Origin of the sequence: Psychrobacter sp. I-STPA6b (assembly GCF_020662265.1) — a bacterium.
GTDB lineage: Bacteria > Pseudomonadota > Gammaproteobacteria > Pseudomonadales > Moraxellaceae > Psychrobacter.
This window is the reverse complement of the sequence record NZ_VEWM01000063.1, coordinates 205,860-231,300: the sequence shown is the minus strand read 5'-3', so window position 1 is coordinate 231,300 and position 25,441 is coordinate 205,860. Positions and strand designations below refer to the sequence as shown.

General features: G+C 40.8%; 18 protein-coding genes. 10 read left to right on the top strand and 8 right to left on the bottom strand.

The features are described 5' to 3' along the window. The first annotated feature begins 242 nt into the window (after window positions 1-242). A complete protein-coding gene (gene tkt, locus FHK88_RS06225) occupies window positions 243-2,240 on the top strand; it encodes a transketolase (RefSeq protein ID WP_227429873.1) in 1,998 nt (665 codons plus the stop codon). Window positions 2,241-2,522: 282 nt separating this feature from the next. Further along, window positions 2,523-3,335, top strand: coding sequence for an MOSC domain-containing protein (locus FHK88_RS06220; RefSeq protein ID WP_227429872.1), 813 nt, complete (start codon window positions 2,523-2,525; stop codon window positions 3,333-3,335). A gap of 4 nt (window positions 3,336-3,339) precedes the next feature. Here FHK88_RS06220 and FHK88_RS06215 read toward each other — a convergent pair whose 3' ends face one another. The 5 genes from FHK88_RS06215 to carA all read right to left on the bottom strand — a co-directional run bounded on the left by FHK88_RS06215 (window position 3,340) and on the right by carA (window position 10,840). Beyond that, window positions 3,340-4,488, bottom strand: coding sequence for a glycosyltransferase (locus FHK88_RS06215; protein WP_227429871.1), 1,149 nt, complete (start codon window positions 4,486-4,488; stop codon window positions 3,340-3,342). 294 nt (window positions 4,489-4,782) lie between these two features. After that, window positions 4,783-5,259 carry a transcription elongation factor GreA gene (gene greA / locus FHK88_RS06210; RefSeq protein WP_227429870.1) on the bottom strand — a complete coding sequence of 159 codons (477 nt, stop codon included), beginning with the start codon at window positions 5,257-5,259 and terminating at the stop codon, window positions 4,783-4,785. 263 nt (window positions 5,260-5,522) lie between these two features. After that, entirely contained in the window at window positions 5,523-8,789 is a 3,267-nt protein-coding gene (carB, locus tag FHK88_RS06205; protein WP_227429869.1) for a carbamoyl-phosphate synthase large subunit, read from the bottom strand. A gap of 95 nt (window positions 8,790-8,884) precedes the next feature. Further along, on the bottom strand, window positions 8,885-9,613 hold the full coding sequence (locus FHK88_RS06200; RefSeq protein WP_227429868.1) for a hypothetical protein: 729 nt from the start codon (window positions 9,611-9,613) through the stop codon (window positions 8,885-8,887). Between the two features lie 3 nt (window positions 9,614-9,616). Then, window positions 9,617-10,840, bottom strand: a complete 1,224-nt coding sequence (gene carA / locus FHK88_RS06195) for a glutamine-hydrolyzing carbamoyl-phosphate synthase small subunit (RefSeq protein WP_227430078.1) — start codon at window positions 10,838-10,840, stop codon at window positions 9,617-9,619. Window positions 10,841-11,192: 352 nt separating this feature from the next. Between carA and FHK88_RS06190 the strand changes: the two genes are divergently transcribed. The 6 genes from FHK88_RS06190 (at window position 11,193) to FHK88_RS06165 (ending at window position 17,850) form a co-directional block, all read left to right on the top strand. Further along, the gene (locus tag FHK88_RS06190; RefSeq protein WP_227429867.1) at window positions 11,193-11,726 is read left to right on the top strand and encodes a gamma carbonic anhydrase family protein; all 534 of its coding nucleotides are present in this window, start codon (window positions 11,193-11,195) and stop codon (window positions 11,724-11,726) included. Between the two features lie 60 nt (window positions 11,727-11,786). After that, the gene (locus tag FHK88_RS06185) at window positions 11,787-12,167 is read left to right on the top strand and encodes a Spx/MgsR family RNA polymerase-binding regulatory protein (RefSeq protein WP_227429866.1); all 381 of its coding nucleotides are present in this window, start codon (window positions 11,787-11,789) and stop codon (window positions 12,165-12,167) included. Then, window positions 12,167-13,108: a TatD family hydrolase gene (locus tag FHK88_RS06180; protein ID WP_227429865.1), complete on the top strand. Its 942-nt coding sequence runs from the start codon at window positions 12,167-12,169 to the stop codon at window positions 13,106-13,108. Before FHK88_RS06185 ends, FHK88_RS06180 begins: the two co-directional genes overlap by 1 nt. 255 nt (window positions 13,109-13,363) lie before the next feature. Next, a complete protein-coding gene (locus tag FHK88_RS06175) occupies window positions 13,364-14,188 on the top strand; it encodes a ThiF family adenylyltransferase (RefSeq protein WP_227430077.1) in 825 nt (274 codons plus the stop codon). Between the two features lie 620 nt (window positions 14,189-14,808). Further along, complete coding sequence (locus tag FHK88_RS06170) at window positions 14,809-16,713, top strand: GAF domain-containing hybrid sensor histidine kinase/response regulator (RefSeq protein WP_227429864.1); 1,905 nt, start codon at window positions 14,809-14,811, stop codon at window positions 16,711-16,713. A 456-nt stretch (window positions 16,714-17,169) separates the two neighbouring features. After that, complete coding sequence (locus FHK88_RS06165; RefSeq protein WP_227429863.1) at window positions 17,170-17,850, top strand: TIGR00730 family Rossman fold protein; 681 nt, start codon at window positions 17,170-17,172, stop codon at window positions 17,848-17,850. A gap of 167 nt (window positions 17,851-18,017) precedes the next feature. Here the strand turns inward: FHK88_RS06165 and FHK88_RS06160 are convergent, their stop codons facing one another. Then, on the bottom strand, window positions 18,018-19,571 hold the full coding sequence (locus FHK88_RS06160; protein WP_227429862.1) for an FAD-dependent oxidoreductase: 1,554 nt from the start codon (window positions 19,569-19,571) through the stop codon (window positions 18,018-18,020). Window positions 19,572-19,887: 316 nt separating this feature from the next. Here FHK88_RS06160 and FHK88_RS06155 point away from each other — a divergent pair, with 316 nt between their 5' ends. Beyond that, the gene (locus FHK88_RS06155) at window positions 19,888-20,160 is read left to right on the top strand and encodes a type B 50S ribosomal protein L31 (protein ID WP_227429861.1); all 273 of its coding nucleotides are present in this window, start codon (window positions 19,888-19,890) and stop codon (window positions 20,158-20,160) included. A 673-nt stretch (window positions 20,161-20,833) separates the two neighbouring features. Here the strand turns inward: FHK88_RS06155 and FHK88_RS06150 are convergent. Together FHK88_RS06150 and FHK88_RS06145 are read right to left on the bottom strand one after the other, a co-directional pair. Next, entirely contained in the window at window positions 20,834-22,219 is a 1,386-nt protein-coding gene (locus FHK88_RS06150; protein ID WP_227429860.1) for a WS/DGAT/MGAT family O-acyltransferase, read from the bottom strand. Window positions 22,220-22,448: 229 nt separating this feature from the next. Beyond that, a complete protein-coding gene (locus FHK88_RS06145) occupies window positions 22,449-23,279 on the bottom strand; it encodes a thiazole synthase (protein WP_227429859.1) in 831 nt (276 codons plus the stop codon). A gap of 621 nt (window positions 23,280-23,900) precedes the next feature. Here FHK88_RS06145 and gspE point away from each other — a divergent pair. Then, a complete protein-coding gene (gspE, locus tag FHK88_RS06140; protein ID WP_227429858.1) occupies window positions 23,901-25,415 on the top strand; it encodes a type II secretion system ATPase GspE in 1,515 nt (504 codons plus the stop codon). Window positions 25,416-25,441 lie beyond the last annotated feature (26 nt).

Here is a 25,441-nt window from a genome sequence, read left to right as displayed (position 1 = left end):
GCATATGTGTGACTATATGAAAAAATATGTTGAAGTCAAAGCGATGCCTCTGCCACAGAAAGACAATTATGGTACTATTAGCCATAAATTTTGTGATATATATTTTAGCGGATATGATGGAATTTATCTGACCATTTTGTATGTATAGGGTCTGCAATATGAATTTAACGTCTGGTCTGTGATTGTAAATATATAAAGCATGCTTACTTGTTAACTTTATAACTCATATAATAGGATATCTCATGTCAACCCCAATTAGCCAACGTAGATTAGCCAATGCCATTCGTGTACTATCATTTGACGCGGTACAACAAGCCAATTCAGGACACCCTGGAGCCCCAATGGGTATGGCAGACATTGCCGAAGTTGTCTGGCGTAAGTTTTTAAAGCACAATCCTGCCGACCCAAACTGGCATAATCGTGACCGCTTTGTATTATCAAATGGTCATGGCTCAATGCTGATTTACTCATTACTGCATTTGACAGGTTATGATGTCAGTATTGAGGATTTAAAAAACTTCCGTCAGTTGCATTCCAAAACGCCCGGACACCCAGAATACGGCTATACCGCAGGTATTGAAACCACCACTGGACCATTGGGGCAAGGTATTGCTAATGCCGTGGGCTTTGCCATTGCCGAAAAAACACTGTCTGCTCAATTTAACCGAGAAGGGCATAACATCATTGACCATCATACTTATGCATTTTTGGGTGATGGTTGTTTGATGGAAGGTATTAGCCATGAGGTTTGCTCATTGGCTGGTACACTTGGACTTGGCAAACTGATTTTTTATTATGATGACAATGGTATTTCCATTGATGGTGAGGTAGAAGGTTGGTTTACTGATGATACCAAACAGCGTTTTGAAAGCTACGGCTGGCAAGTACAAAGCATTGATGGGCATGACAGTGAGGCAATCGTTCAAGCGACCCAAAATGCCATCGCTGAGACAGCCAAGCCCAGTTTGATTATTTGTAAAACCATCATTGGAGCAGGTAGCCCGAACAAACAAGGTACAGAAAGCTCTCATGGAGCTCCATTGGGAACAGATGAAATTGCCCTAACTCGTAAAGTGCTCGAGTGGGAATATGAACCCTTTGAAATTCCACAAGATATTTATGAGGCGTGGGACGGTAAAGTAAAAGGGGACGTGTTACAAAAAAATTGGCAAGCAGATTTTGATGCATATCAAAAAGCCCACCCAGAGCTTGCCAAAGAGTTGTTGCGTCGTCTAAATGGTGAATTGCCAAGCGACTTTGAGCAAAAAGCTCAAGCCTATATTGAGCAATGCCAAGCAGAAGGGGCAGATGTTGCCAGTCGTAAAGCCAGTCAAAATGCCATCAATACGCTACAGCCATTATTGCCAGAATTAATGGGCGGTTCAGCGGATTTGGCAGGGTCAAATTTGACCTTATTTAAAGACGCTAAAGGCATTCAAAATGATGCCTCAGGTAACTATATATTCTATGGGGTACGTGAGTTTGGTATGACTGCCATCGCCAATGGTATTGCCTTGCATGGTGGCTTTATCCCTTATGTGGCGACTTTCTTAATGTTTATGGAATATGCTCGCAATGCCGTGCGTATGGGAGCATTGATGAAACAGAGAGTGATTCATGTTTATACCCATGATTCGATTGGCTTGGGTGAAGATGGACCAACGCATCAGCCCGTTGAGCAATTAACCAGCCTACGCACCACACCAAATCTACACACATGGCGACCATGTGATACTGTTGAGTCGGCAACGGCTTGGGTTGAGGCGATTAAATCGGCTCATACACCATCGGCATTGATTTTTAGTCGTCAAGGTTTGCCTCATCAAGCTCGTGATAATGAGCAAGTTGCTAATATTGCTAAAGGTGGTTATGTGTTAGCAAAAGAGCAAGGTGAGCTACAAGCGATTATCATTGCCACAGGTTCAGAAGTGGGACTTGCCATGCAAGCCTATGAAACATTAAGCGGGCAAGGCGTTGGTGTGCGTGTGGTGTCTATGCCATGTTGTGAAGTGTTTATGGCTCAAGATAGCGATTATCGTGAATCGGTATTGCCAAGTGCAGTACGGGCAAGAGTGGCTGTTGAGGCATCGCACGTAGATTATTGGTATAAATTTGTTGGTTTAGATGGCAAAGTCATCGGTATGACCACTTATGGCGAATCTGCCCCTGCCAAAGATTTGTTTAAGCATTTTGGTATTACTAGCGATGCCGTAGTTGAGGCGGTGAAAGAGTTGGTTTAGTTATTAACTAATCGATTGTTTTATAGGGTTTGTTGAACGTTGATGATTTAAGTTATTTATTTATAAGGGATAGAGTGCTATTGGTTGATTTTGTCAAAATTCTTTCTTAGCCCTTATGTAATAAGGCTTAGAGTATCCAAGTTCAACACACCTTAGTCAAAATTATTTTTAAGATTTTAGCCCTCTTTATTAGGTAATGGTTTGTACACTGTTACTTTTTAAAGGGGGTATTTTAATCATAGCTACTATGATATGTCTTATTCAATCTTATAGGGATAGCAAATGATAGCAACTTTGCATGGTATTTATCATTATCCAGTTAAATCTTTAGGTGGAAACCGTATTCAGCAGGCACAGATTTGTTCAGAAGGTATGGTAAACGATCGTCGTTGGCTGATTACTGATTTAAACGGTAAATTTCTCACTGCACGTCGTTATCCACGGATGTTGCTTTGGCAAGCAAGTATGGATACTCAGCACAATTTAACATTAACTGCCCCAAATGGTGATAGTCAGTCTATTTCTGTACAGGCATGTCGCCAAAATTTTGAAGTGACGGTATGGAAAGATACTTTTATAGCCTATACAGCTTCTGATGAAGTCAATCAGTGGTTAAGTAAGCATCTTGATACACCTTGCTTACTACATTATTTGGGTGAAAAGAGCCATCGTTTATTAAAAGATTATAATACAGCCTTGTCATTTGCTGATAGCGCTCCTTATTTGCTGACCACGACAGCATCATTAAATGCATTGAATCAACATTTAGAAAGTCCTGTGAGCATGACACATTTTCGTCCTAACTTAGTCATTGATGGTGATTTTGAGCCATGGATAGAACAGCAGTGGCGTGATATTCGCATTGGTGAGGTGCATTTTGAGTTTCTAAAATGCTGTACTCGTTGTGTAATGATTAATATTGACCCAAAAACAGGGGAAAAGTCAGTGACACATCAACCTTTTAAGACACTACAACATCTGCAACGACAGCTTGTGGATAGCAATGGAGATACTATTTTTGGTATTCATTTGATTGCTAAACATGGTGGTACAATTAGGCAGGGTAGTAGGGTTGATGTCTCAAAGGGCCACTAAGCTATTATTTTGGCTTAGAGTTTAATACAGGCTCAGGCTGACATAGTTGTTGGTAAACTTGCAGTGTTTCATCAATCATTTTACGCATGGTAAATTCGTCAGTAATGGCAGGACGACTGACATTCTCTAGTTGGTTTTTTACCACTCGGCATAATGCCAGTGCCTTATATTCTTTAACCAGACCTTGTGGATATAAGGGGCGGAGTATTTCACGGTAAGCAGCTTTATCCCAACCAATCACAGGGGTACCAAGGTGGATGGCTTGTAGGGCATTGATACCGATAGATTCTGGCTCATTAGCGAGTGCCAAAACGATATTGGCCGCCGCTAGCCACTCTCGCATGTCATTACGCCGACTACCAATAAAAGTGACTCGATCTGTGAGATCTAATGCCCATAAGCGTTGACAAAATTCTTCATAAATAACATCCCCTGTACGATTATCATCATCCATGATAATAACGTGAATATTGGGATATTGTTCATGCAAATTTCCCAAAATATCAATCAGCCATTCTTGACCATATTCTGCCCCAATAATAGAGGGGAAAAGTAGCCACTTTTTATGCTCTAACTCTGGATATTCTGCAAAGGTACGGCGTAGCCAAAATACAGAAGGGTTATGACGATAGGGATATGAGCGAGTGTCTACACCACGATAGATACGTATGATATTTTTGGGTTGACTATTAGTCCTGTGCAAAGAGCTTTGCAAATATTCTAATACGCTATCTGAGACGGTAATAACACAGTCAACATCCAATAAAGCACGAACATAGCTATTTAATGGATAAAAGCCATACATGGTCGCGACAATTTTTGGAAAAGTCTGTAGGTGTGCACCTTTAAGCGCCCAATGCAATACCCATGCTGGCGTGCGTGAGTGAACATGGATGATATCAGGATTATATTTTTCAATCAGACGGCGTAGCGGAATAACCTGCATTAAAGACAGCCAAGATTTCTTTTTCATCTCTAGCTGATGATAAATGCTGCCTTCTTTTTCTAGGCGCTTGACGAGGTCATGGTCATTATCTGCACTGGCAACGATGATAGATTGATTACCTTGTTTCACCAAGGCACGACCCAGATGGAAGATACCCCGTTCGGACTCATCATGTTTAAGAGACGACAGTAAACGCATGACTTTCATAGTAGATAGGTCTTGTAAAGCCTACAGAGGTAGCTATTGTCAGATAAAATGGGATAAAACTCAACCGTTGCGTGTTATAAAATAGGTGACAAATAATTTGATGTTATTCTAATATAGTTAAAGAAGACTAAAACAGACCCTACTGCTGTATAGCAAACGAGGTCAACACCATAGCTGTCTAGTAGCTCTTTGACCATAGTATATATTTGGGGATGATATAAAAAGCTAAGGCTATCCTAAATAATTTTACTTATCTAGGATAGCCTTATATGTCAAATATAGACTCATTTATGCTTAATCATAAATAACTTCCATAATTTCATATTCGACCACACCACTTGGTGTTTCGATACGGGCTTCATCACCTTCTGACTTGCCAATCAAGCCACGAGCAATCGGCGAGTTCACTGAGATTTTACCTGCTTTAAAATCGGCTTCATCATCACCAACGATTTTATAGCGTTTCTCTTCTTCAGTATCCATATTTTCAATAACCACAGTGACTCCGAAGACCACACGTCCTTCTTTTGGCAGGGTAGTAGGGTCAATCACTTGTGCACCAGCAAGCTTTGCTTCAATATCACGGATACGGGCTTCACAAAAGCCTTGTTGTTCACGGGCGGCGTGATATTCAGCATTTTCTTTTAGATCGCCATGTTCACGAGCTTCAGCAATTGAAGCTGTAATACGTGGGCGGTCGACGGTTTTTAGTTCCTTTAACTCAGCTTCTAAAGCAGCGTGTCCTTGAGGTGTCATTGGATAGCGTTGCATAGCAATTTTCCTTAAACAATAAATAATAAAACACCCCAAAAAAAGTTGGGGTGTACTATGAGAATAGGATGATAAAACTATATGTAAATTAGCTATGGTTATTTATTTGAGTTGTCATCAAAATCAGGTAACTGATTGATAACTACTACTTTTAGCCATAGTTTCATAAGCATTTTGTGACTTTCTACCTAACCTCTATTGCTCCATCTTTTATCATAATAGAAGTTAGGTAGGGGAATGTCCATTTTGAATATGTTAATCTCTTAGCCTTTTTGGGCTTGTGCATGTAAATCTTGCAATTTATAAACCGCAAACGGCAGTTTAATCGCATAAGATTTACACACCGCATCGGCTGCACCAAGCGTTGTCACATAAAAGACCTTGCTTTGTAAGGCATTACGGCGAATAGAGAATGAATCCTCTTGTGCCTGTTTACCTTCAGTGGTGTTGATAATAAGGGCAATTTCACCATTTTTCAAGGCATCTACGATATGTGGTCGCCCTTCGGTGACTTTATTAATACGTGTACAGTCGATACCAGCGTCACTAATCACCTTTTGTGTACCTGTGGTAGCAACCAATTTAAAACCATAATCGGCAAGCTGCTTAGCAATCGGTACGATATTGGTTTTATCACTGTCACGTACTGAGATAAACACTTTTTTAGTTTCACCTTCAACGGGTAAACCTGGCAAGCGTTCACCACTACCAATAATGGCCTTATAATAGGCTTCACCAAAGGTTTTACCTACACCCATCACTTCACCTGTTGATTTCATTTCTGGGCTTAAAATAGGGTCAACACCGGGGAATTTGGCAAATGGGAATACCGCTTCTTTAACCGCATAAAATGTCGGTTTAACTTCTTGGGTAAAGTTTTGCTCAGCCAAGCTCTTGCCAGCCATACAACGGGCGGCTACTTGTGCCAATGAAGTACCAATACACTTAGACACATAAGGGATGGTACGTGAGGCTCTAGGGTTGACCTCTAAGATATAAACGGTATTGTCTTTGACTGCAAACTGTACGTTCATTAAGCCAACCACGCCCAGCTCTTTTGCCATGGCGATGGTTTGCTCACGCATGGTGTTACAAATCTCATCAGATAACGAGTAGGGGGGGAGTGAACATGCTGAGTCACCAGAGTGAACCCCTGCTTGCTCAATGTGCTGCATGATACCGCCAATCACCACCTCGTTGCCATCACTAACACAATCCACATCGACTTCAATGGCATCATCTAAAAAGCGGTCAAGTAGCACTGGTGCTTCGTTTGAGGCTTGCACCGCAGTGCGCAAGTAGTGTTTTAACTCGTCTTCGTTATAGACGATTTCCATCGCTCGACCACCCAATACATAAGAGGGACGTACCACCAATGGATAGCCAACATCTTTGGCTTTAACCAAGCCATCTTCCATACTGGTTGCCAGCTCATTGGGTGGCTGTTTTAGGTTGAGCTGATGAATCATGTGCTGAAAACGCTCACGGTCTTCGGCACGGTCAATGGCATCTGGGCTTGTACCGATGATATTGACCCCTGCAGACTCTAATGCACGTGCCAGTTTCAGTGGCGTTTGTCCGCCATACTGCACAATCACCCCATCAGGCTGTTCGATACGGACAATCTCTAGCACGTCCTCAAGCGTGATTGGCTCAAAATACAGGCGGTCTGAGGTGTCATAATCGGTAGAAACAGTTTCTGGGTTACAGTTGACCATGATGGTCTCATAGCCATCAGCACGCATGGCAAGGGCAGCGTGAACACAGCAATAATCAAACTCAATGCCTTGTCCGATACGGTTTGGACCACCACCGATAACCATGATTTTCTTTTTATCGCTTGGGTTTGCTTCACACTCTTCATCATAGCTGGAATACATATAAGCAGTCGAAGTGGCAAACTCAGCAGCACAGGTATCTACCCGTTTGTAAATCGGATAGACGCCTAAGTCCCAACGCTTTTTGCGTAATTGTTTTTGCGAAATACCCAGTAAGGTTGCCAAACGTAAATCTGATAAACCTTTGCGTTTAAATTTGCGTAGATTTTCTGCGGTTAAGCCACCAAAGCCTAAAGATTTAACTTGAGCTTCGGTATTAACAATATCTTGAATCTGTACCAAAAACCATGGGTCAATTTTGGTAAATTCGAACACTTCTTCCATGCTCATACCCAAACGAAACGCATCGGCAAGGTAAAAAATACGCTCAGGCGTAGGGACGGTTAAGCGGTTTTTAATTTCGGCACGGGCTTTATCAATAGAGAGTTTGCCTTCTTTAATGGCGGTAAAGTCGATTTGCTCATCAAAGCCATTTGCTCCAGTTTCCATACCACGCAAGGCTTTTTGCATTGACTCTTGGAAGTTACGCCCGATTGCCATCACCTCACCGACTGATTTCATCTGTGTTGATAAAATATTTTCAGCTTGTGGGAATTTTTCAAAGTTAAAGCGTGGGATTTTGGTGACCACATAATCAATGGAAGGCTCAAAGCTGGCAGGTGTTTTGCCACCAGTGATGTCATTTTGCAACTCATCTAAGGTATAGCCAACCGCCAATTTGGCAGCGATTTTAGCAATTGGAAAACCTGTGGCTTTGGACGCTAAAGCAGATGAACGGCTTACCCGTGGGTTCATCTCAATCACTACCATGCGACCTGTTTCAGGATTAACCCCAAACTGCACGTTTGAACCGCCTGTTTCAACGCCAATTTCACGAAGTACCGCCAATGAGGCGTTACGCATGATTTGGTATTCTTTATCAGTCAGCGTTTGAGCAGGGGCAACGGTGATGGAGTCGCCCGTATGCACACCCATTGGGTCAACGTTTTCTATCGAACAGATGATGATACAGTTATCATTTTTGTCCCGTACCACCTCCATCTCATACTCTTTCCAGCCAATCAAAGACTCGTCAATCAATAACTGATGGGTGGGTGATAAATCAAAACCACGCTCGCAAATCTCGATAAACTCGTCACGGTTATAAGCGATACCACCGCCAGAGCCACCCATGGTAAATGAAGGACGAATGATACAGGGGAAACCCAGTGTTTCTTGAATGGCAAAGGCTTCGTCCATTGTTTCGGCAACTTCGGCACGCGGACACTCAAGCCCAATACGCTTCATCGCTTGGTCAAATAAATCACGGTCTTCTGCCATCTCGATGGCATCTTTGGTTGCCCCGATAAGCTCACAGCCATATTTTTCTAAGATACCATGTTTATCCAAATCTAAGGCACAGTTAAGTGCCGTCTGTCCACCCATGGTTGGCAAAATGGCATCAGGTTTTTCTTTGGCGATGATTTGCTCGACGGTTTGCCAAGTGATTGGCTCAATATAGGTGGCATCTGCCATCACAGGGTCGGTCATGATGGTGGCAGGGTTTGAGTTGACGAGGATAACTCGGTAACCTTCTTCTTTTAAGGCTTTACAGGCTTGTGCACCTGAATAGTCAAACTCACAGGCTTGTCCGATAACGATAGGACCTGCACCAATGATTAAAATACTTTGAATGTCGGTACGTTTTGGCATAATTAACTCTTAATTTTGGATTTCAAGTTTTTAAAGCTTAAATTTTGCTTATTAAATATCTAGTTAAATTTGGCAATAACTTATTTAGCCAGTAATTATTCTGACTTATTTAAATCATCCAAACTAACATCACATTGAGTCATAGACCATAAAAAATATTTGACTACATCATTTTTACTAAAATCTGGCTTAAAATTAATGTATTCTCGTAAGTCTTGATAGTTGCTGCTATATATTAGGTTACTTGCTAATGATAAGATAGCGGGGTCATTTAGAGCTTCCCTATTGCCATTAGCAATAAGTGAATGAAAAGCAGAAACTAACTGTGGGGTCAGTAGCTTTATGTCTTGTTGAATTTGTTGTGGCGTTTTAGAGACAACATACTTAACAGCTCTATCATGCTGATATTGTTGATATCCCTCACTGGTCATAAACTTGTCGGTTAAACAGCTTTGTTGGGATGGCTTCTGAAAAGAAAGTTTTATACCACTTTGTGTTTTTACGATTTGACCAATATCTATTATTTGTACAGAAGCATCTGTTAAATATTCCACGGCTTGTTTTTGTGTATCAGTGAGTACAATATCATCATTGATGGCTAAGCTATCATAGATTGATGTTACGTTAGCTGTATGATTATTTTGTCTAGTTAATCTGGCTGGTTCAGCAGCCTTAGCTTCAGCCTCTTGCTGTGCTAGTCTAGCAGCCTCAGCTTCTTGCTGTGCCAGTCTAGCAGAAGTGTTTTCTGCTGCCTGTACAGACGTTGCTAATAGCAACGCACTGATGGTAGATACTTGTAATATGGCTAATGTTAATTTCTTCATTGTTTAACCCTTAGCCTCTGCCATCAACGCCACAAACTTATCAAACAATGGGGCACAATCATGCGGACCGGGGCTTGCTTCTGGGTGACCTTGGAAGCTAAATACAGGTTTATTGGTTAGCTCAATACCTTGGTTTGAACCATCAAATAATGAGCGATGGGTCACTTTGACATTCTCAGGCAGAGTATCTTCATCGACAGCAAAGCCATGATTTTGGCTGGTAATCATCACTGTACCTGCGTCCACATCTTGCACAGGATGGTTTGCCCCATGATGACCAAACTTCATTTTAATGGTGTTTGCACCACTGGCCAGACCAACTAACTGATGTCCTAAACAGATACCAAAGGTTGGGATGTTGGTTTGCTCAATGATATGACGTACGTTGTCGATGGCATAGTCACAGGCGGCTGGGTCACCAGGACCATTGGATAAGAAAATACCATCTGGATTCATTGCCAGTACATCGGCAATTGGTGTCTGTGCAGGGACAACGGTCACTTTACAGCCTCTATCAACGAGCATACGCAAGATATTGGTTTTTGTGCCAAAGTCATAAGCGACCACATTGTATTTTTCTTCGATATGCTCACCAAGCTGTTTAAAATAGCCACCAGTTTGGCTATCTACTTTGCCATGTACGCCACGGTCGGCAAGCTCCCAAGTACCTGCTGTCCACTCAAAGCCTTTAGTGTGGCAACATTCTTTCGCCAAGTCCATACCTGTTAGCCCTGCAAAGCCTTGTGCCAACTCGATGGCTTTTTGCTCGTCTTCTGCAGTCAGGGTTTGCCCCTCTTTTGCAGTGTAGATACAGCCGTGTTGAGCGCCTTTTTCACGTAAGATTCGGGTCAATTTACGCGTGTCAATGTCTGCAATGGCAACGGTATTATGGTGTTTTAGATAGTCGGTGAGTGATTCGCTATGACGAAAATTTGAAGTGGCTAAGGTGGCATCACGGATAATCAAACCTTCTGCCCAGACTTGATGTTTTTCTATGATATTGCCTGACTCGCTGTCCTCAGTATTGGTGCCTGTATTGCCAATATGTGGATAGGTTAGGGTAACAAGTTGTTTGGCGTAGCTTGGGTCGGTGAGGATTTCTTGATAACCGGTCATGGCAGTGTTAAACACCACTTCACCAACACGGTGACCTATTGCTCCAATGCTGATACCTCGAAAAATAGTACCATCTGCCAATGCTAAAATTGCTGCTGTTTCTTCTGCCATTGATGCCACTGTATTCAAGGTTTGCCTCCGCTATTGTGAATGGTGCTTTTTGCTAAAAATAACCCATAAAAAAGCGAGAAGACATCAAAGATGAGAGTTACGGGACTCACTAAACGTGAAGGTCTGGAATCGTAATCGCATCATGTCTGCTCGCTCAGGCATAGATTTTGTGTAGTATACAAGAAATTTAAAATTTGGGCTAGCTTTGTGTGCATGTTTCATCTGCTCAACAGTCTGTATAAAATAAAAGGTATCAAACCGTCATATAATATAGGTAATATGTGCTTGTTATGTAGCTATTAGGGCATGCTATGCCCCATGATTTAAGTTAGTGTAACTCAAGGAGTCAGTAGTGATTTTTCAATATTTAGATAAGACGCCAGCTTTTGCCAGCCCTTATCAAGGCTGGGTGGCTGATTCTGCCCAAGTCATTGGCGATGTATATTTGGGTCATCAAGCCAGTGTATGGTTTGGGGCAGTGATCCGTGGTGATAATGACCACATTCATATTGGTGATTATAGCAATGTGCAGGAAAATGCTGTCATTCATACCGATGCAGGTATTCAGGTACATATTGGTGATTATGTGACCATTGGACATTTGGCAATGTTACATGGTTGTGAAGTTGGTGATAATAGTTTGATTGGTATCGGCGCAGTGGTATTAAATCGGGCAAAAATTGGTAAAAACTGTTTAATTGGTGCTAAGTCTTTGGTGACAGAAGGAAAAGTAATTCCTGATAACTCATTGGTGATGGGGTCGCCTGCCAAAGTGGTCAAAACTTTAACTGATGAGCAAGTTGCCAAACTTAAACTCTCTGCCATTCATTATGCTGAGCGTTGCCAGAAGTTTCGTAGTGGGTTGACTGAGATACCGATGCCTTAAAAGATATGTTATATATTGATAGTAATTATGATTAGCGAAATTTTTTTAATAGGAGATTCTATGAGCATAACCATTTATGGTATTAAATCGTGTAGTACGATAAAAAAAGCATTGACGAAACTTGATGAGTTAGACGTTGACTATGCGTTTTATGATTATAAAAAGCAGGCTATCACCATAGAAAAAGTGCGCCATTGGTGTGAGCAACTGGGCATTGATAAGGTGTTAAACAAGCGTGGTACGACGTGGCGTAAACTGAGCGACGAACAAAAACAGCAAGCAGATGATGATGAAAACTTTGCCATGCAACTTTTGGTAGAAAATAGCAGTATGATTAAGCGTCCGATTGTTGAGGGTACTTGGCAGGAAGAAGAATTATTGTTATGTGGCTATGATGAGGCAGAATGGACACAGATTTTTTCTAACCAGTCGAGCAGATAATGGTTACCGTTGCTACTTTAGCTCCCTCTTTAAGTCCTACTTTTATAGATTCATCTTCAGAGATTCCTATAATAGATACACATACCCATTTTGATATGCCTGTATTTGCCAATGATAGAGTGACTTTGGCAACGCAGGCATGGCAAAGTGGCGTACGACATCTTGTATTAGTGGGTTATGTTCAGCGCCATTTTATGCGTATGCAACAGACAAAGGCAGAGTTATTCGCTGCTGCGACAGATAATCTAAACTTGCCTATTCCACAAGTCTATGTGGCGGCAGGGTTACATCCTGCTTATATTCATGAGCATCAACAGACAGACTTGCCATTATTGGCAGAGTTTGTGAAAACACATCAACCCATTGCTATCGGTGAGATTGGAATGGATACGTATGAGGACACTCTTAAAACGGATTCTGCCTTAGCTAAGCAACGGCAATTTTTTATTGCACAGCTAGATTTGGCAGTGTCTGAAAAACTTCCTGTCATTTTGCATATTCGTAAAGCGCATGCCCAGTGTCTCAAAATACTCAAAGAACATCAGTATGATGCACAGCAGCTTGGTGGTATTGCACATAGCTTTAGTGGTGGTGAGCAGGAGGCGAAGGCGTTTGTAGAGCTTGGCTTTAAGCTTGGCGTCACAGGACAGATTACCAACCCCAATGCTAAAAAACTACGACGAGCCATCACTTGTGCTGTTGAGAAATATGGATTGGATTGTTTGGTGTTAGAAACTGATTGTCCAGACATGTTGCCATATAGTTGCTATCAGCCCAGTCTTGATACACAGCAACCAAATGTTCCTGCCAATTTAGCTTATGTTTTTGCACAATTAAGTGAAATGTTTTCTGTGGATAGACAAACTTTGGCACATCAGCTTTGGAAAAATAGCTGTGAAGCATTCAAAATACAGTGGCAGTATCCACCGTTGATATCTTAATGTACTTTCTTACTCTTTATAGTGGCATATTTTTTGCAGTAAAACTAGCATTATATTAGCTGCTATACTATCCGTTATCTTTATCAGATTCATATATACAGGCATATGCCATAAACATACGATGTACGATATATCTTTATGACAGATTCTAATCAACATTCATTAGCCGTTAATATCATTTCTACCATGTCAGATTCTAACTTTGATCCTAGCCCTTTACCTGAGCTTTTATCGTCTAGCACAGACAATGCCCAAATAACAGACTCTCAATATCACCGTCGTTTTGCGGGTACACAGAAATTATATGGGCAATCATCATTTCAAAACTTTGAGCGTGCCCATGTATATGTGATAGGTGTTGGTGGTGTAGGTACATGGGTTGCCGAAGGGCTAGCACGAACAGGTGTTGGTGAATTGACATTGGTGGATTTGGACGTTCTAGTCGCATCAAATGTCAATCGGCAATTACCTGCCTTAGATAGCACTTTTGGATGCAGTAAAATTGAGGTAATGGCTGAGCGTATTAAACAGATTAATCCTCAAGTTCAGATACACTTAGTAGATGATTTTTTGACTGCGGAAAATGTGGCAACACTCCTACCAAGTCGTGAACAAATGACACAAGCACGTCAGGAACAACGAAGTATTATTATTTTGGATTGTACGGATGATATGTCTGCAAAAATGGCAATCGCTTTGCACTGTCGTTTTAATAAGTTAAAGCTAATTTGTGCAGGGGGTGCAGGGGGTAAAACAGACCCTTTGCAAGTGACGGTGAGTGATTTAAAAGACAGCTATCAAGATCCATTACTGGCGCGTTTACGCAGTAAACTACGTCATGAAAAGAATATTAATACCCAGATGAAAGAAAAGTTTGGTATTCGCTGTGTTTATTCTACTCAGCCACCAATAACAGAGCAAGTGAGTCATAAAAACAGCCAGACTTCTAGTAACCCACAGGATGCTCATTGTCAGCTTGGAGGTTTACATTGTGGTGGCTATGGCTCAGCAGTTGCAGTTACAGCTACTGTGGGCATGGTGATGGTGAGCGAAGCTTTAATGATGATTGCCTCTCTATGATTCTATTTGGTTGATACATGGTTTTATATGCGTATCGGTAATAATAAGGTTTGCGCTGGTATAAGTTTTATAAATATGAGACCTTAACTAAATTTTTCTGGACTATTTATTAAAAATAGATTTGGATATTTCATTTTAATCCGGTAAAATCTAGGGCATAATTTGTGTGATTTAGATATTTTTTTAGATGGACGGTATATTTATAAATATGTCTTGCATTGACAGATTGTATTATATGCTTTTTAGATTAATATTTATTTCTAACTAGCATATTATCGGATTTTTACGACTGTTTAAGACATAGCTTTAAATATATAATAAGAGAAAAATGCCAGTATGGTACAAGGAATACGAACGTAGTAAAGCTAAGCATAAGTGAGTGAAATTAACTGTGGTAAGTCATGAGTATTTTGAGAGCCCTTATGTAATATATGGCACAACGTCGTCGTACCAAACAAGCATCACCAACCAAATCAAACATGACGCTAACTTAAAACATATTAATCATTTAGTTTTTATACACTATTTGTTTGTGTGGTAGTAGGCATTTGTATGATTTTATACTTTCTTTAAAACTTTCTTTTTACTTTATGTGCTTTCATCTATAAGGAGTTAATTGATTGTCACAAGTTCCTTCTATACCTATTGCACCGATTGCAAAAGATGATGCTCGTCGTATAAAAAAACTGCAAGAATACCATGTGCTAAATCATGAAGATGAGCCAGCATTTGGGCGTATCAATGAGCTGGCAAAATCATTTTTTGATGTAGATATGGTTGCCATTACTTTTATGGATGAGAATACCCAGTATCTAAAGTCTCCGATGGGTCCAGGGGATATGTGTGAAACACCACGTAATGATGCAATTTGTAATTATACGATACTCTCTGATCAAGTGTTTGTTGTCAAAGACCTAATGGCAGATAAGCGCTTTATCAATCATAACTTGGTGGTCAAACCACCTCATTTACGTTTTTATGCTGGTGCGCCTATTATATTAGAAGAAGATGGTTATCATTACCGTCTGGGTGCACTGTGTCTATTAGATACCAATCCTCATGATGAGTTTGATGCCAAGCAACGTCATCGACTAGTACAGTTTGCTAGTATGGCATCGGATGCGTTAACGTTGCGAAAAAATCAACGTTTGGCAAAAATGGCAAACCGAAAAAAGTCTGAATTTTTGGCTAATATGAGCCATGAAATCCGTACGCCAATGAATGGGCTTATGGGAATGGTAGACTTGTTACACGAAACACCATTAAATGGTGAGCAGCAGCAATATGTCGATAATATGAAAATTTCGACAGAGCATTTAATGGCGATTATCAATGATATTTTAGATTTATCCAAAGTAGAATCAGGACAGATGAGTATTGATTCTATTGCTATAAATTTATCTGATTTGGTACAAGAGGTGAGTGCGTTATTTGCCCCTCGTGCAAAGCAAAAGCAAGTGACTATTAATGTGTCATATGATAAGGCTTTATCTCCTTATGTGATGGGAGATCCTGTTCGTCTAAAACAGATATTATCCAACTTGGTTAATAATGCCATCAAATTTACGCCAGCAGGAGGTAATGTCAGTATTCGCGCATTATCTACACAAACCAAACGTAATCAAGAAAATAATAAAGCACAGGATGGCTGTGATATTGTTAAAAAAATCCCCTCAGATAGTACCATCTGTTTTGAAGTATCTGATACAGGTATTGGTATTGAAACAGAAAGTTTGGAAGTGATTTTTGATGCCTATAGTCAGGCAGATAAGTCAACGCATCGACTATATGGCGGAACAGGACTTGGTTTGTCTGTTTGTAAGTCTTTAGTTGAGAGTATGAAAGGCTTAATCAGTGCTGATAGTGTGGTTGGTGTGGGAACGACATTTACTATCTATTTGCCATTGCCTGTGATAGATCAAGCAGAGTTTCAAGAAGTTTGCTCACCTGTAGACTCTGCATATTATAAAGAAAAAGTATCAACTTATAATAAGACCAGTATTATTGAGAATCATGATGCTATCCAGCGTAAAGCTAAAGGAACAGATAGAGCATCCGTTGTGTCCTCAGGGGTAACTTCCTCGCAAGCATCTATATCTCCTCAATCGATGCATCAAAGTTGTGATGACATCACGATTTGTGGTCATGTGCTATTGGTTGAAGATGATGCGGTTAATGCAATGATTGCGAAAAAGAGCCTTGAGAAAGGCGGATATTGTGTTACTTATGTCACTAATGGACAAGATGCGATTGATGCCATATTACAAGATATTGGGTATTTTGATGTGGTATTGATGGATCACCATATGCCAATCTTAGATGGGGTGGAGGCAACTCAGAAGCTCCAGCAGATGGACATTCCATTGCCCCCAATCATTGCATTAACAGCGAATGCCATGCAAGGTGAACGGGAAAAATATTTACAAGCTGGTATGCAAGATTATTGCACCAAACCTTTTAAACGTGAGCAGTTAAATCAACTGGTCGGCTATTGGGTTAAACAGCATAGAAATAAGCAAGGCTAGCCTAGGAACTGTTGAACTTTTACTCCGTTAGGTTCATATCGCGCCTTGATAAATAAGCTACCTGCGTTCACTGCCTTGACTAGACTCTATTTATTAACATCAGCATCTCAATTTTTCCTATAAAGATGAATGTTCGACAGACCTCAATCTAACACTGTCATTCACGTCATTATAGTTGACTGTATAGCATGCACGATAGCTTCAGAGCTACAAAATAGCTACGGTGTTACCCTCTTTGCTATCTCCTTGTACTACCTACGCTCGGTTACCTTATATTTGTTTTAGTTATCTTTAAAGTTAGGTTGGGGGTTGTGAGGTGATACAGGTATGTTTATTCTTGTTAATCTTGAAGTGGTTTTATTTCAAATCCCCTATAGTTCGGAATTTGCCGGTGCGATAAAGGTAATAAATATGCTATGGTATGGGCAAAGTAACGGTTAAGTTTAGGAACAATAAATGAGTAAACAGACAACCCCATCACAGATTGACAATACACAACAAGTTATTACCAGTAAACAAATAAATGACTTACAACACATTGTTGATAGTAGCAATATCACTCAGCCTTTGGTTGCGGTATATTGTGGCTCTCGAGTGGGTAATGACCCAGTATATGAGCAGTCTGCACGCCAGCTCGGGACAACATTAGCAGAAAATGGACTGGGTCTGGTTTATGGTGGTGCAAGTATTGGGCTGATGGGTGCGGTGGCAGACAGTGTCATAGAAGCAGGCGCACAAGCCGTTGGTGTTATTCCGACCTTTATGCTAGAGCATGAAATAGCACATTCAGGATTGACCCATTTGCATTTGACGGACACCATGCACACCCGAAAAACATTAATGGCGGTTTATGCTGATGCGTTTATAACACTTCCCGGTGGTTTAGGCACATTAGAAGAAATTATGGAAATTGCCACATGGCGACAGTTATTCCAACATGAAAAGCCGATGATTATCTTGAATATCAACGGTTATTATGACCGTCTTATCGAGCATTTACAGTACACTGCTCAGCAAGGCTTTATGAAGGTAGAAGACTTGACTCGATTGGTTGTCTGTCATGATGTCGAGTCAGCCGTCAAAATGTTGACTTCTGTGGTCTCTATTTCAGACCGTATTGCGACTCATAAGCTATAGTGATGCTACTTATTACAGCGTGTTACCGTGCTGTTTAGCCATTCTGACGCCTTCCTCTTAACCTAAGATATAAGGGATAGTGATAAGGGGAGGGCTGTCTTCTTACAATTTCTGTTTTTCCTTACTCAACTTTACGCTTATTTCTTTTTATCCAGTCGCTACTGACACTATAAGTTATGAGTGGTGGTGTGAATAGGGGTAATAACTTGAGCCATCGCTTCGGGAAACTTTCTTTGTTTTGCCACCACTGTTGCTAATATATCAATATCTGCTTTGTTATGGTGCTGTAGATAACGCCATTGATGGTGCTGACGGATTGTATCGTCTAAACGGTCTATGTTGAGTAAACCTAACGCTTGCAACTCTTTAATAACCTCATCTGCGACAGTTAAAGTTGACGATGCTTTGACATTTTCGGCACGTATGTAGTGTTGGTTTCGATATGAGCGAATGTCTGCTACTCGTAGGGTATCATCTTCTCCAGGGATTTGCTGACCACCATACAGAGCATGATTGGCAGGTAATGCCTGAGCAAACTTAGGCACAAACTCACTGACAAACTGGATGGCTTTTTGGCTACGATTGAGTAAGGCTTGTTTATCCCAGCCGTGTTGGATGTAGTGTAGATAGGTTGGATTCAGTTGGGGCTGGGCGCTATTTATAGTGGATTTTACTAGCCCATCAGCAAATAAAGTGATGTCATCACTCATTGCATGAATTTGATAATATCCATTAGGATAAGGGGTTAACTGTGCCATACCTTGTGGTGTGCCTCGCTGACCATGAATGATAATCTCGGGTAATGCGCCATCAGCTTCTTGCCATTGAGCAATATATGATGCTTTAAACTCTACCATTCGCTCGGTATGGATACCGACCATATCATCTATTTCCCCTGTCTGAAAACCACAAGCATTTATCAAGTAGTCAACATTGACAGACATACTGTGAGTGTTTTGATTGGGAGCAGTCTCTTTTTGTTGTTGGGTTTGGTAGTGAATTTCCCATTGCTTCATAGAAGCACGATTATCTGAAGTAATGGGCTGAATGGGTTTAACCGTTGTCACGACCGTATTGGTTAAAACAGTGACGCTTTGTTCAGATGACAACGCAAGCTGAGTAGATGCTGATAAACGAAAGATATTCCAGCCGTATTCTTGGACAGCGATGATTGGAAACTTTAGTGTGTCTAAATCCAGATAGCGACTGGCATTCGCTATCCATTGCTCAAGAGTTTTAGGTTTAGCGATGGCTGGTTGGCGTGCCAATGCTTCTAACTCTGCTCGTTCAAATAACTGATAATACTGCTCAGGTTTACCCAATACTTGATTGCTCGGGTCAAGGTCGACCAGTTGTTGATATCTTTGCGTCAGCAATTGTAGTCGTGGGAGTAGCGCCAAAGGTGAGCCACTGTCTCGCTTTGGAATAGCAATGACTGTAGGGCGTACGTCGATGCTATGTGGATACAGGCGAATCATATCAATCGCTTGTTGTAACAAGGTTAGGCAATCTTTATCAGGTATCTCTCGGTATAGGTTTCCCCCTGCGTGTAGGTGGCACATTGGAGGAGCACTTACCAAGCTGGCATTACGCTCAAAGAGATATGTACGGATACCAAGTGATGCTAAACGAAGGGCAATGGTAGAGCCAGCAATGCCTCCACCAATGATACCAACTTTAAGGCGAGGGGAAGATGTTGTTACATTATTTATTGTGGTCATGGCGGTATGTTGTTGATAGTAGATGATAAAAATTATCAATAAGGTAATATGTTGATTATATATCGAAGGTAGAATGATTTGCTGGTCAATTTTGGTATCAGTTTAATAAGAAAAATAAAAGTGCATAAGCTTGCGACATGGCTCAAAATCCGTTAAAATCGCCGTTTAATTTTCCCACTGGGGAAGGGCTAAGAGAGCAAATCTTTGGTATTATATGCTGGAATAAGCCAGTGATGTAATGGCTGATGATTAAGATGCGCTTAGTGCCTCAGTTACGTGCAGTATGACTGCATATCGGACATAGAGAGAAGTTATTATGCGTAAAGATATCCACCCAGAATATCACGAAGTTTTATTTCATGACACCAATGCGGATGTTTACTTTTTAACTCGTTCAACAGTTGCTACAAAAGCAACTCGTGAATATGAAGGTAAAGAGTATCCTTACTACCCACTTGATATTTCAAGTGCATCACACCCTTTCTATACTGGTGAGCAACGTAAAACTTCTAACGAAGGTCGTGTTGCTAGCTTTAACAAACGCTTTGGCGCATTTGCTGGTCGTAGCAAGAAAAAAGCTTCTGAATAAGCTTTATCTATTGCCTGTCAGTTAATGACAAAAAACCGCTATTTCTAATAGCGGTTTTTTTGTGCTTATATTTTTTATCCTTTTTATCACCTTTAATAGTAGTGAAAGGTGATGTTTGTCTATTTTAGTCCTTTTTGACTATTGTGAATATATAAGCTGTTAAAAAATCTGTGAAACACTTGCCTACTATGACCAAACAGATAAGAGAACTCACCAGTTCAAAGTGCTTTAAAGGTAAATTTTTACTGCAGATTTGTCTACTAAAACCAAAGTAAAAAATGCTGTAACGCTTGTTATAACAACGTTAGAAAAGTTTTCCCCATTACCTGTGGATAACTTTGTGGATAACTTGATACTTGACAAGGGCATGCCCTGATAATATCTAGGCTGGGATAAAATTGTTCATTTTTTGAACAGTTTTTTTATACAATAAAATCAATAACTTACAATAAGTGTTTCTGGTTGAATAAAAAAATTGAAAAAAAAATGAAATTTTTTTGGCAGAGAATATGTTTCACGTTAAGGGAGTGATAAGGAAGTTTTTTCTGTGGATAACTAAAATTTACCTTGACATTGGGCAAAGTTATGCTCAATGCCAAGAGGTAAAAAAATAAAGAGTAAAATAGCTCAAATATAGGCTAAATTATGCTTGCTGACTCATTCACTTATTTACTCATTCACGCCAGCCCATGGCTTTTTCATCACAGATAACTTCTAAAGTTTCTAGCTCTTTCGTTAGTAAAGTGAGCATGTTTTCAACATCAGGCAAGATTTGGCTACAAGCAGTGATACCAAATTCAATTTTGTTAAGGTAGCTCGAGAGAGTGATATTCATTGCTTGCCCATTTAAGACAATGGAAGCAGGATAGAGGGCTTTTAGTGGCGCACCATTCCAGTACAAAGGTTTTGTTGAGCCGGGAACATTGGATATGATGATATTAAAGGCTTGTTTTTGGGGAAAAGCCTTAGTAAGAAGGTTTAGACCTGCCCATGAATAGACAATGCCACTATAGTTGATGACTTGTGCCTGATTCATACGTCCAAATCTTTGTTTACCATTATTCATACTACGGTGAATGGTTTTGATTCTAGCCAATGGTTCTTCAAGGTTGGTACCTAAATTGGCTAGAATAAAAGAGACTTGATTACCATGAATACTATCATCTTGGCGTAACGAGATGGGGACAAAAGCAATCAAAGGCTTTTTGGGTAGGGCATTGAGTCCTAGTAAATATTGGCGCAATGCACCCGCACAAACTGCCAAAACCACATCATTGAGGCTAACTTTGAGTATTCTAGCAATGCGTATAAAGCGTTTGAGTGAGTATGATTGAGCCACAAGTCGTCTTGAACCAGAAATGCGTTGATTTAAGATGCTGGCAGGTGCTTGGGTGGTGCTGATATAGTCAGGATTATTACGCTCAAGAAAGCTTTTTTTTAGCTCACGATAGACGGGTTTTATTGTGCCAATTTGTTCTTTAAGCAATTGTAGAAAAGGTTTATGAATGGGCAGTAAGGCATCGACTTGATTACGATGACGGGTCATCAGTGACCATACTGGCAGACTCATGATTTCGTTGGGTGATTGTGATAGTGATTTTTGAATCAGTCGCATCGCCGCGATACCATCAACCAGTGAATGATGGATTTTAAAGTATAGGGCAAAACGCTCTGGTTTACCTGTGCTCTCAGGCTCAATACCTTCGATAATATGACACTCCCATAACGGCTTAGCACGGTCAAGTAAGCGTCCGTGTTCTTGAGAGATATAGACGAGTAGTTCTCGCATACGTGCAGGCTTTGGTAGTGCGAGATGACGGAAATGATGGTCAACATCAAAGTCTTTATCATTTTTCCAAAAAGCAAGTTTGTCTAAGACTTGGTTGAATGGAAAGGTTGGTAGTACAGTAGAAGTCTGCATCTGATGTACTAGTTGATACACAAAATCTTTATCGGCATCGACGGGCAGTTCAAATAAAAATAAACCTCCCACATGCATCGGCTGACTACGTGACTCTAGTATTAGAAATAACTGGTCTACGGCAGTGAGTAAGCGCATGAAATGTCCTTAACTAAAAAACAATCTCACCTTGTATCCTCTTTTGCTCATCAAGATAAAATAGAGATGGCTAAAGTAGCACACAAGGAGAGTAAACTTGAGTGATTAGAGAAGCTGAGCTTTACTGGCAAACCAGACAGAATACTTGTAAGGTTGAATATGAGTAACTTAGTTTTTATAAATAACTAAACTAATTACTAACTAGCCAGCAAAGACAGTTTATTCTCGCTTATTGGAAAAAATAGCCAGTTTGTGGTGAGCTGGCAAGTGCTTGACGGCGCATGGGCATACGTCCTGCTAAGTAGGCTTCCCGCCCTGCGATAACGGCATGTTTCATTGCAGATGCCATCAATACTGGATTTTTGGCATAGGCGATGGCAGAGTTCATCAAGACACCATCACAGCCTAGCTCCATAGCAATAGCAGCGTCAGAAGCTGTACCAACGCCAGCATCTACCAATACAGGAACAGTGGCATTTTCAATGATAAGGCTTAGGGTGTGGCGATTTAGCAAGCCAAGACCTGAGCCAATCAGACTACCTAATGGCATAATGGCAACACAGCCCATTTGTTCTAGCTCTTTAGCAACGATAGGGTCATCGGAGGTATAGACCATAACATCAAAACCATCATCAATGAGGGTTTGTGCGGCTTTGAGCGTTTCTGTGACATTGGGGTATAAGCTGTCTTTGTCACCCAGCACTTCAAGTTTGACCAGATTGTGTCCATCTAGTAACTCACGCGCTAGCTGACAGGTTCTAATGGCAGACTGGGCATCGAAACAGCCTGCGGTATTGGGTAGTATGGTGTAGCGAGAAGGAGGAATGACATCAAGCAGGTTGGGTTCATCTGCATTTTGTCCAATGTTTGTACGTCGAATGGCGACGGTCACGATTTCTGCTGCAGAAGTGCTAATGGCTTGTTCGGTTTGCTCAAGATCTTTATATTTACCTGTACCAACGAGCAGGCGAGATTGGAAAGTGCGTTGACCGATAATAAGGGGATCATTTGCTTCGTTGGCTGGGGCTTGGGTTGCTGTGTTTTTAACTGTATCTGACATGGTGTTTTATCCGTTTGGTTTGTTATCGTCAACTCATGATATGCTGACGGGAGTCACAAAAGCTTATGATAAGGCTGTTAGAGTCCATATAAGATAAGGATTGCCTTGCTTGAGACAGCTTGTTTCCAGTCAGTAGCTCAATTTTCTAGTGAGGAAGAAGCTCAACAGACCCTAAGTATTTTTAATAAGTGCTGCTAAGTTATCTATGTTTCAGTCATTGATAAAAAATCATTTTATCTATTGTGTTTTTACACAGCCTATATATTTTATATAACCTCTAAGATACACTATCATATAGCATGATAGAATCAGCAAATGTATGGTTGATAATATGATTTATTTATCAATAATCTGTTAAATTGTAAGCACTGACTAAAGGTGCAATTTGTGCTTCTAGTCGCTATTTTGTCATCATAAAATGATATTTAATCAACTATAACGCGCTATTATATCAAATCATTGCGATATACAGGCGATATTCAACGATATTAATCCGCTAAAATACATATCTTATAAGTAGCTAATCGGTAATATTGTCAGTCTTTACGTTATAGTATATAAAAACTTTTTATGAGTTTTACTATATTGTTACCATAATTAACCACTAAATGTGTGCCAACCATGTCTTTTCTACCTTATAGCTTTGCCAAGCGCCATCAAATTTTAGTTTTACCTTCACTGGATACTTCATTACCACCAACCATTGTACTCACATCACAAACACCATTACCGGCCATCAATGAAGCGGTGCGCTATACATTGACACATGGGCAGTCACAAGCACCACAGTATGAAACGGTTGATGAAGAAGAGTTTGAGAAACGTTTATCCGTTGCCTATGCAGGGAATACAGGTGAGTCGCAACACATTGCTGCAGGGTTAGAAGACCATCCTGACTTGGTGAGTTTGGCAGACAGTGTGCCTGAGACAGAAGACTTGATGGATCAGCAAGATGATGCGCCAATTATTCGGCTGATTAATGCTTTATTGTCTGAGGCAATCCGTTTGAATGCCTCAGATATACATATTGAGACATTTGAAAAGCGGTTGGTGGTGCGTTTTCGAGTTGATGGTGAGCTAAAAGAGATTGTCAGTCCAAAACGCCAGCTATCACCATTGCTTGTTTCGCGGATTAAAGTCATGGCAAAGCTAGATATTGCAGAAAAGCGTGTGCCACAAGATGGACGTATTAGTTTGCGACTGGCAGGACGAGAAGTGGACGTACGTGTTTCAACGCTACCGTCAAACTTTGGTGAGCGGGTGGTGATGCGTCTACTAGATAAGCAAGCAGGGCGTTTAAATATGACCTATCTTGGTTTATCTGACCATGATTACAAAGAGCTAAAATATTTGATTCATCGCCCTCATGGAATTATTTTGGTGACAGGTCCGACAGGGTCAGGGAAGACAACCACTCTGTATGCAGCACTGACAGATTTAAATGACCAAACTCGCAATATTTTAACTGCTGAAGATCCGATTGAGTTCCAGCTTGATGGTATTGGACAAACTCAGGTCAATAATAAGGTGGATATGACCTTTGCCAGAAGTTTGCGTGCTATGCTACGTCAAGACCCTGATGTGGTGATGGTAGGGGAGATTCGTGATTTGGAAACGGCTGAGATTGCCGTTCAAGCGTCATTAACAGGGCATTTGGTATTATCAACACTACATACCAATACGGCTATTGGTGCGGTTACTCGTTTACAAGACATGGGCGTTGAGCCGTTTTTATTATCATCATCATTGATTGGTGTCGTGGCTCAGCGTTTGGTGCGTACGCTATGTCAGCACTGCCATACTTGGCATACGGCAGATGCGGTACAGACAGAGCTATTTGCTGAGCTGAATATGGTAAGTGATGCAGTGATACAGCTACCCAAACCAGTTGGCTGTGATAAATGTAACCAGTCTGGCTTTAAGGGACGAACTGCTATTTATGAAGTTGTGCCGATTGATGATAACTTACGGCAGATGATTCATCGTAATTCAGCAGAGTATGAGCTGGAGAATTATGCTCGCCAAAAAACAGCTTCGATTCGGGCTGATGGTTTAAAAAAGGTGCTGGCAGGCAAAACAACGTTAGAGGAAGTCTTACGGGTGACTAAAGAAAGCAGTGCTGAAAACCCTGTATAGCATTGAATTTGATATAGATTGAGAAA

Excerpts from the sequence above, each read along its gene's own strand:
- tkt (WP_227429873.1), top strand. The coding sequence starts at position 243 with ATGTCAACCCCAATTAGCCAACGTAGATTAGCCAATGCCATTCGTGTA.
- FHK88_RS06220 (WP_227429872.1), top strand. The coding sequence starts at position 2,523 with ATGATAGCAACTTTGCATGGTATTTATCATTATCCAGTTAAATCTTTA.
- FHK88_RS06215 (WP_227429871.1), bottom strand. The coding sequence starts at position 4,488 with ATGAAAGTCATGCGTTTACTGTCGTCTCTTAAACATGATGAGTCCGAA.
- greA (WP_227429870.1), bottom strand. The coding sequence starts at position 5,259 with ATGCAACGCTATCCAATGACACCTCAAGGACACGCTGCTTTAGAAGCT.
- carB (WP_227429869.1), bottom strand. The coding sequence starts at position 8,789 with ATGCCAAAACGTACCGACATTCAAAGTATTTTAATCATTGGTGCAGGT.
- FHK88_RS06200 (WP_227429868.1), bottom strand. The coding sequence starts at position 9,613 with ATGAAGAAATTAACATTAGCCATATTACAAGTATCTACCATCAGTGCG.
- carA (WP_227430078.1), bottom strand. The coding sequence starts at position 10,840 with ATGGCAGAAGAAACAGCAGCAATTTTAGCATTGGCAGATGGTACTATT.
- FHK88_RS06185 (WP_227429866.1), top strand. The coding sequence starts at position 11,787 with ATGAGCATAACCATTTATGGTATTAAATCGTGTAGTACGATAAAAAAA.
- FHK88_RS06180 (WP_227429865.1), top strand. The coding sequence starts at position 12,167 with ATGGTTACCGTTGCTACTTTAGCTCCCTCTTTAAGTCCTACTTTTATA.
- FHK88_RS06165 (WP_227429863.1), top strand. The coding sequence starts at position 17,170 with ATGAGTAAACAGACAACCCCATCACAGATTGACAATACACAACAAGTT.
- FHK88_RS06160 (WP_227429862.1), bottom strand. The coding sequence starts at position 19,571 with ATGACCACAATAAATAATGTAACAACATCTTCCCCTCGCCTTAAAGTT.
- FHK88_RS06155 (WP_227429861.1), top strand. The coding sequence starts at position 19,888 with ATGCGTAAAGATATCCACCCAGAATATCACGAAGTTTTATTTCATGAC.
- FHK88_RS06150 (WP_227429860.1), bottom strand. The coding sequence starts at position 22,219 with ATGCGCTTACTCACTGCCGTAGACCAGTTATTTCTAATACTAGAGTCA.
- FHK88_RS06145 (WP_227429859.1), bottom strand. The coding sequence starts at position 23,279 with ATGTCAGATACAGTTAAAAACACAGCAACCCAAGCCCCAGCCAACGAA.
- gspE (WP_227429858.1), top strand. The coding sequence starts at position 23,901 with ATGTCTTTTCTACCTTATAGCTTTGCCAAGCGCCATCAAATTTTAGTT.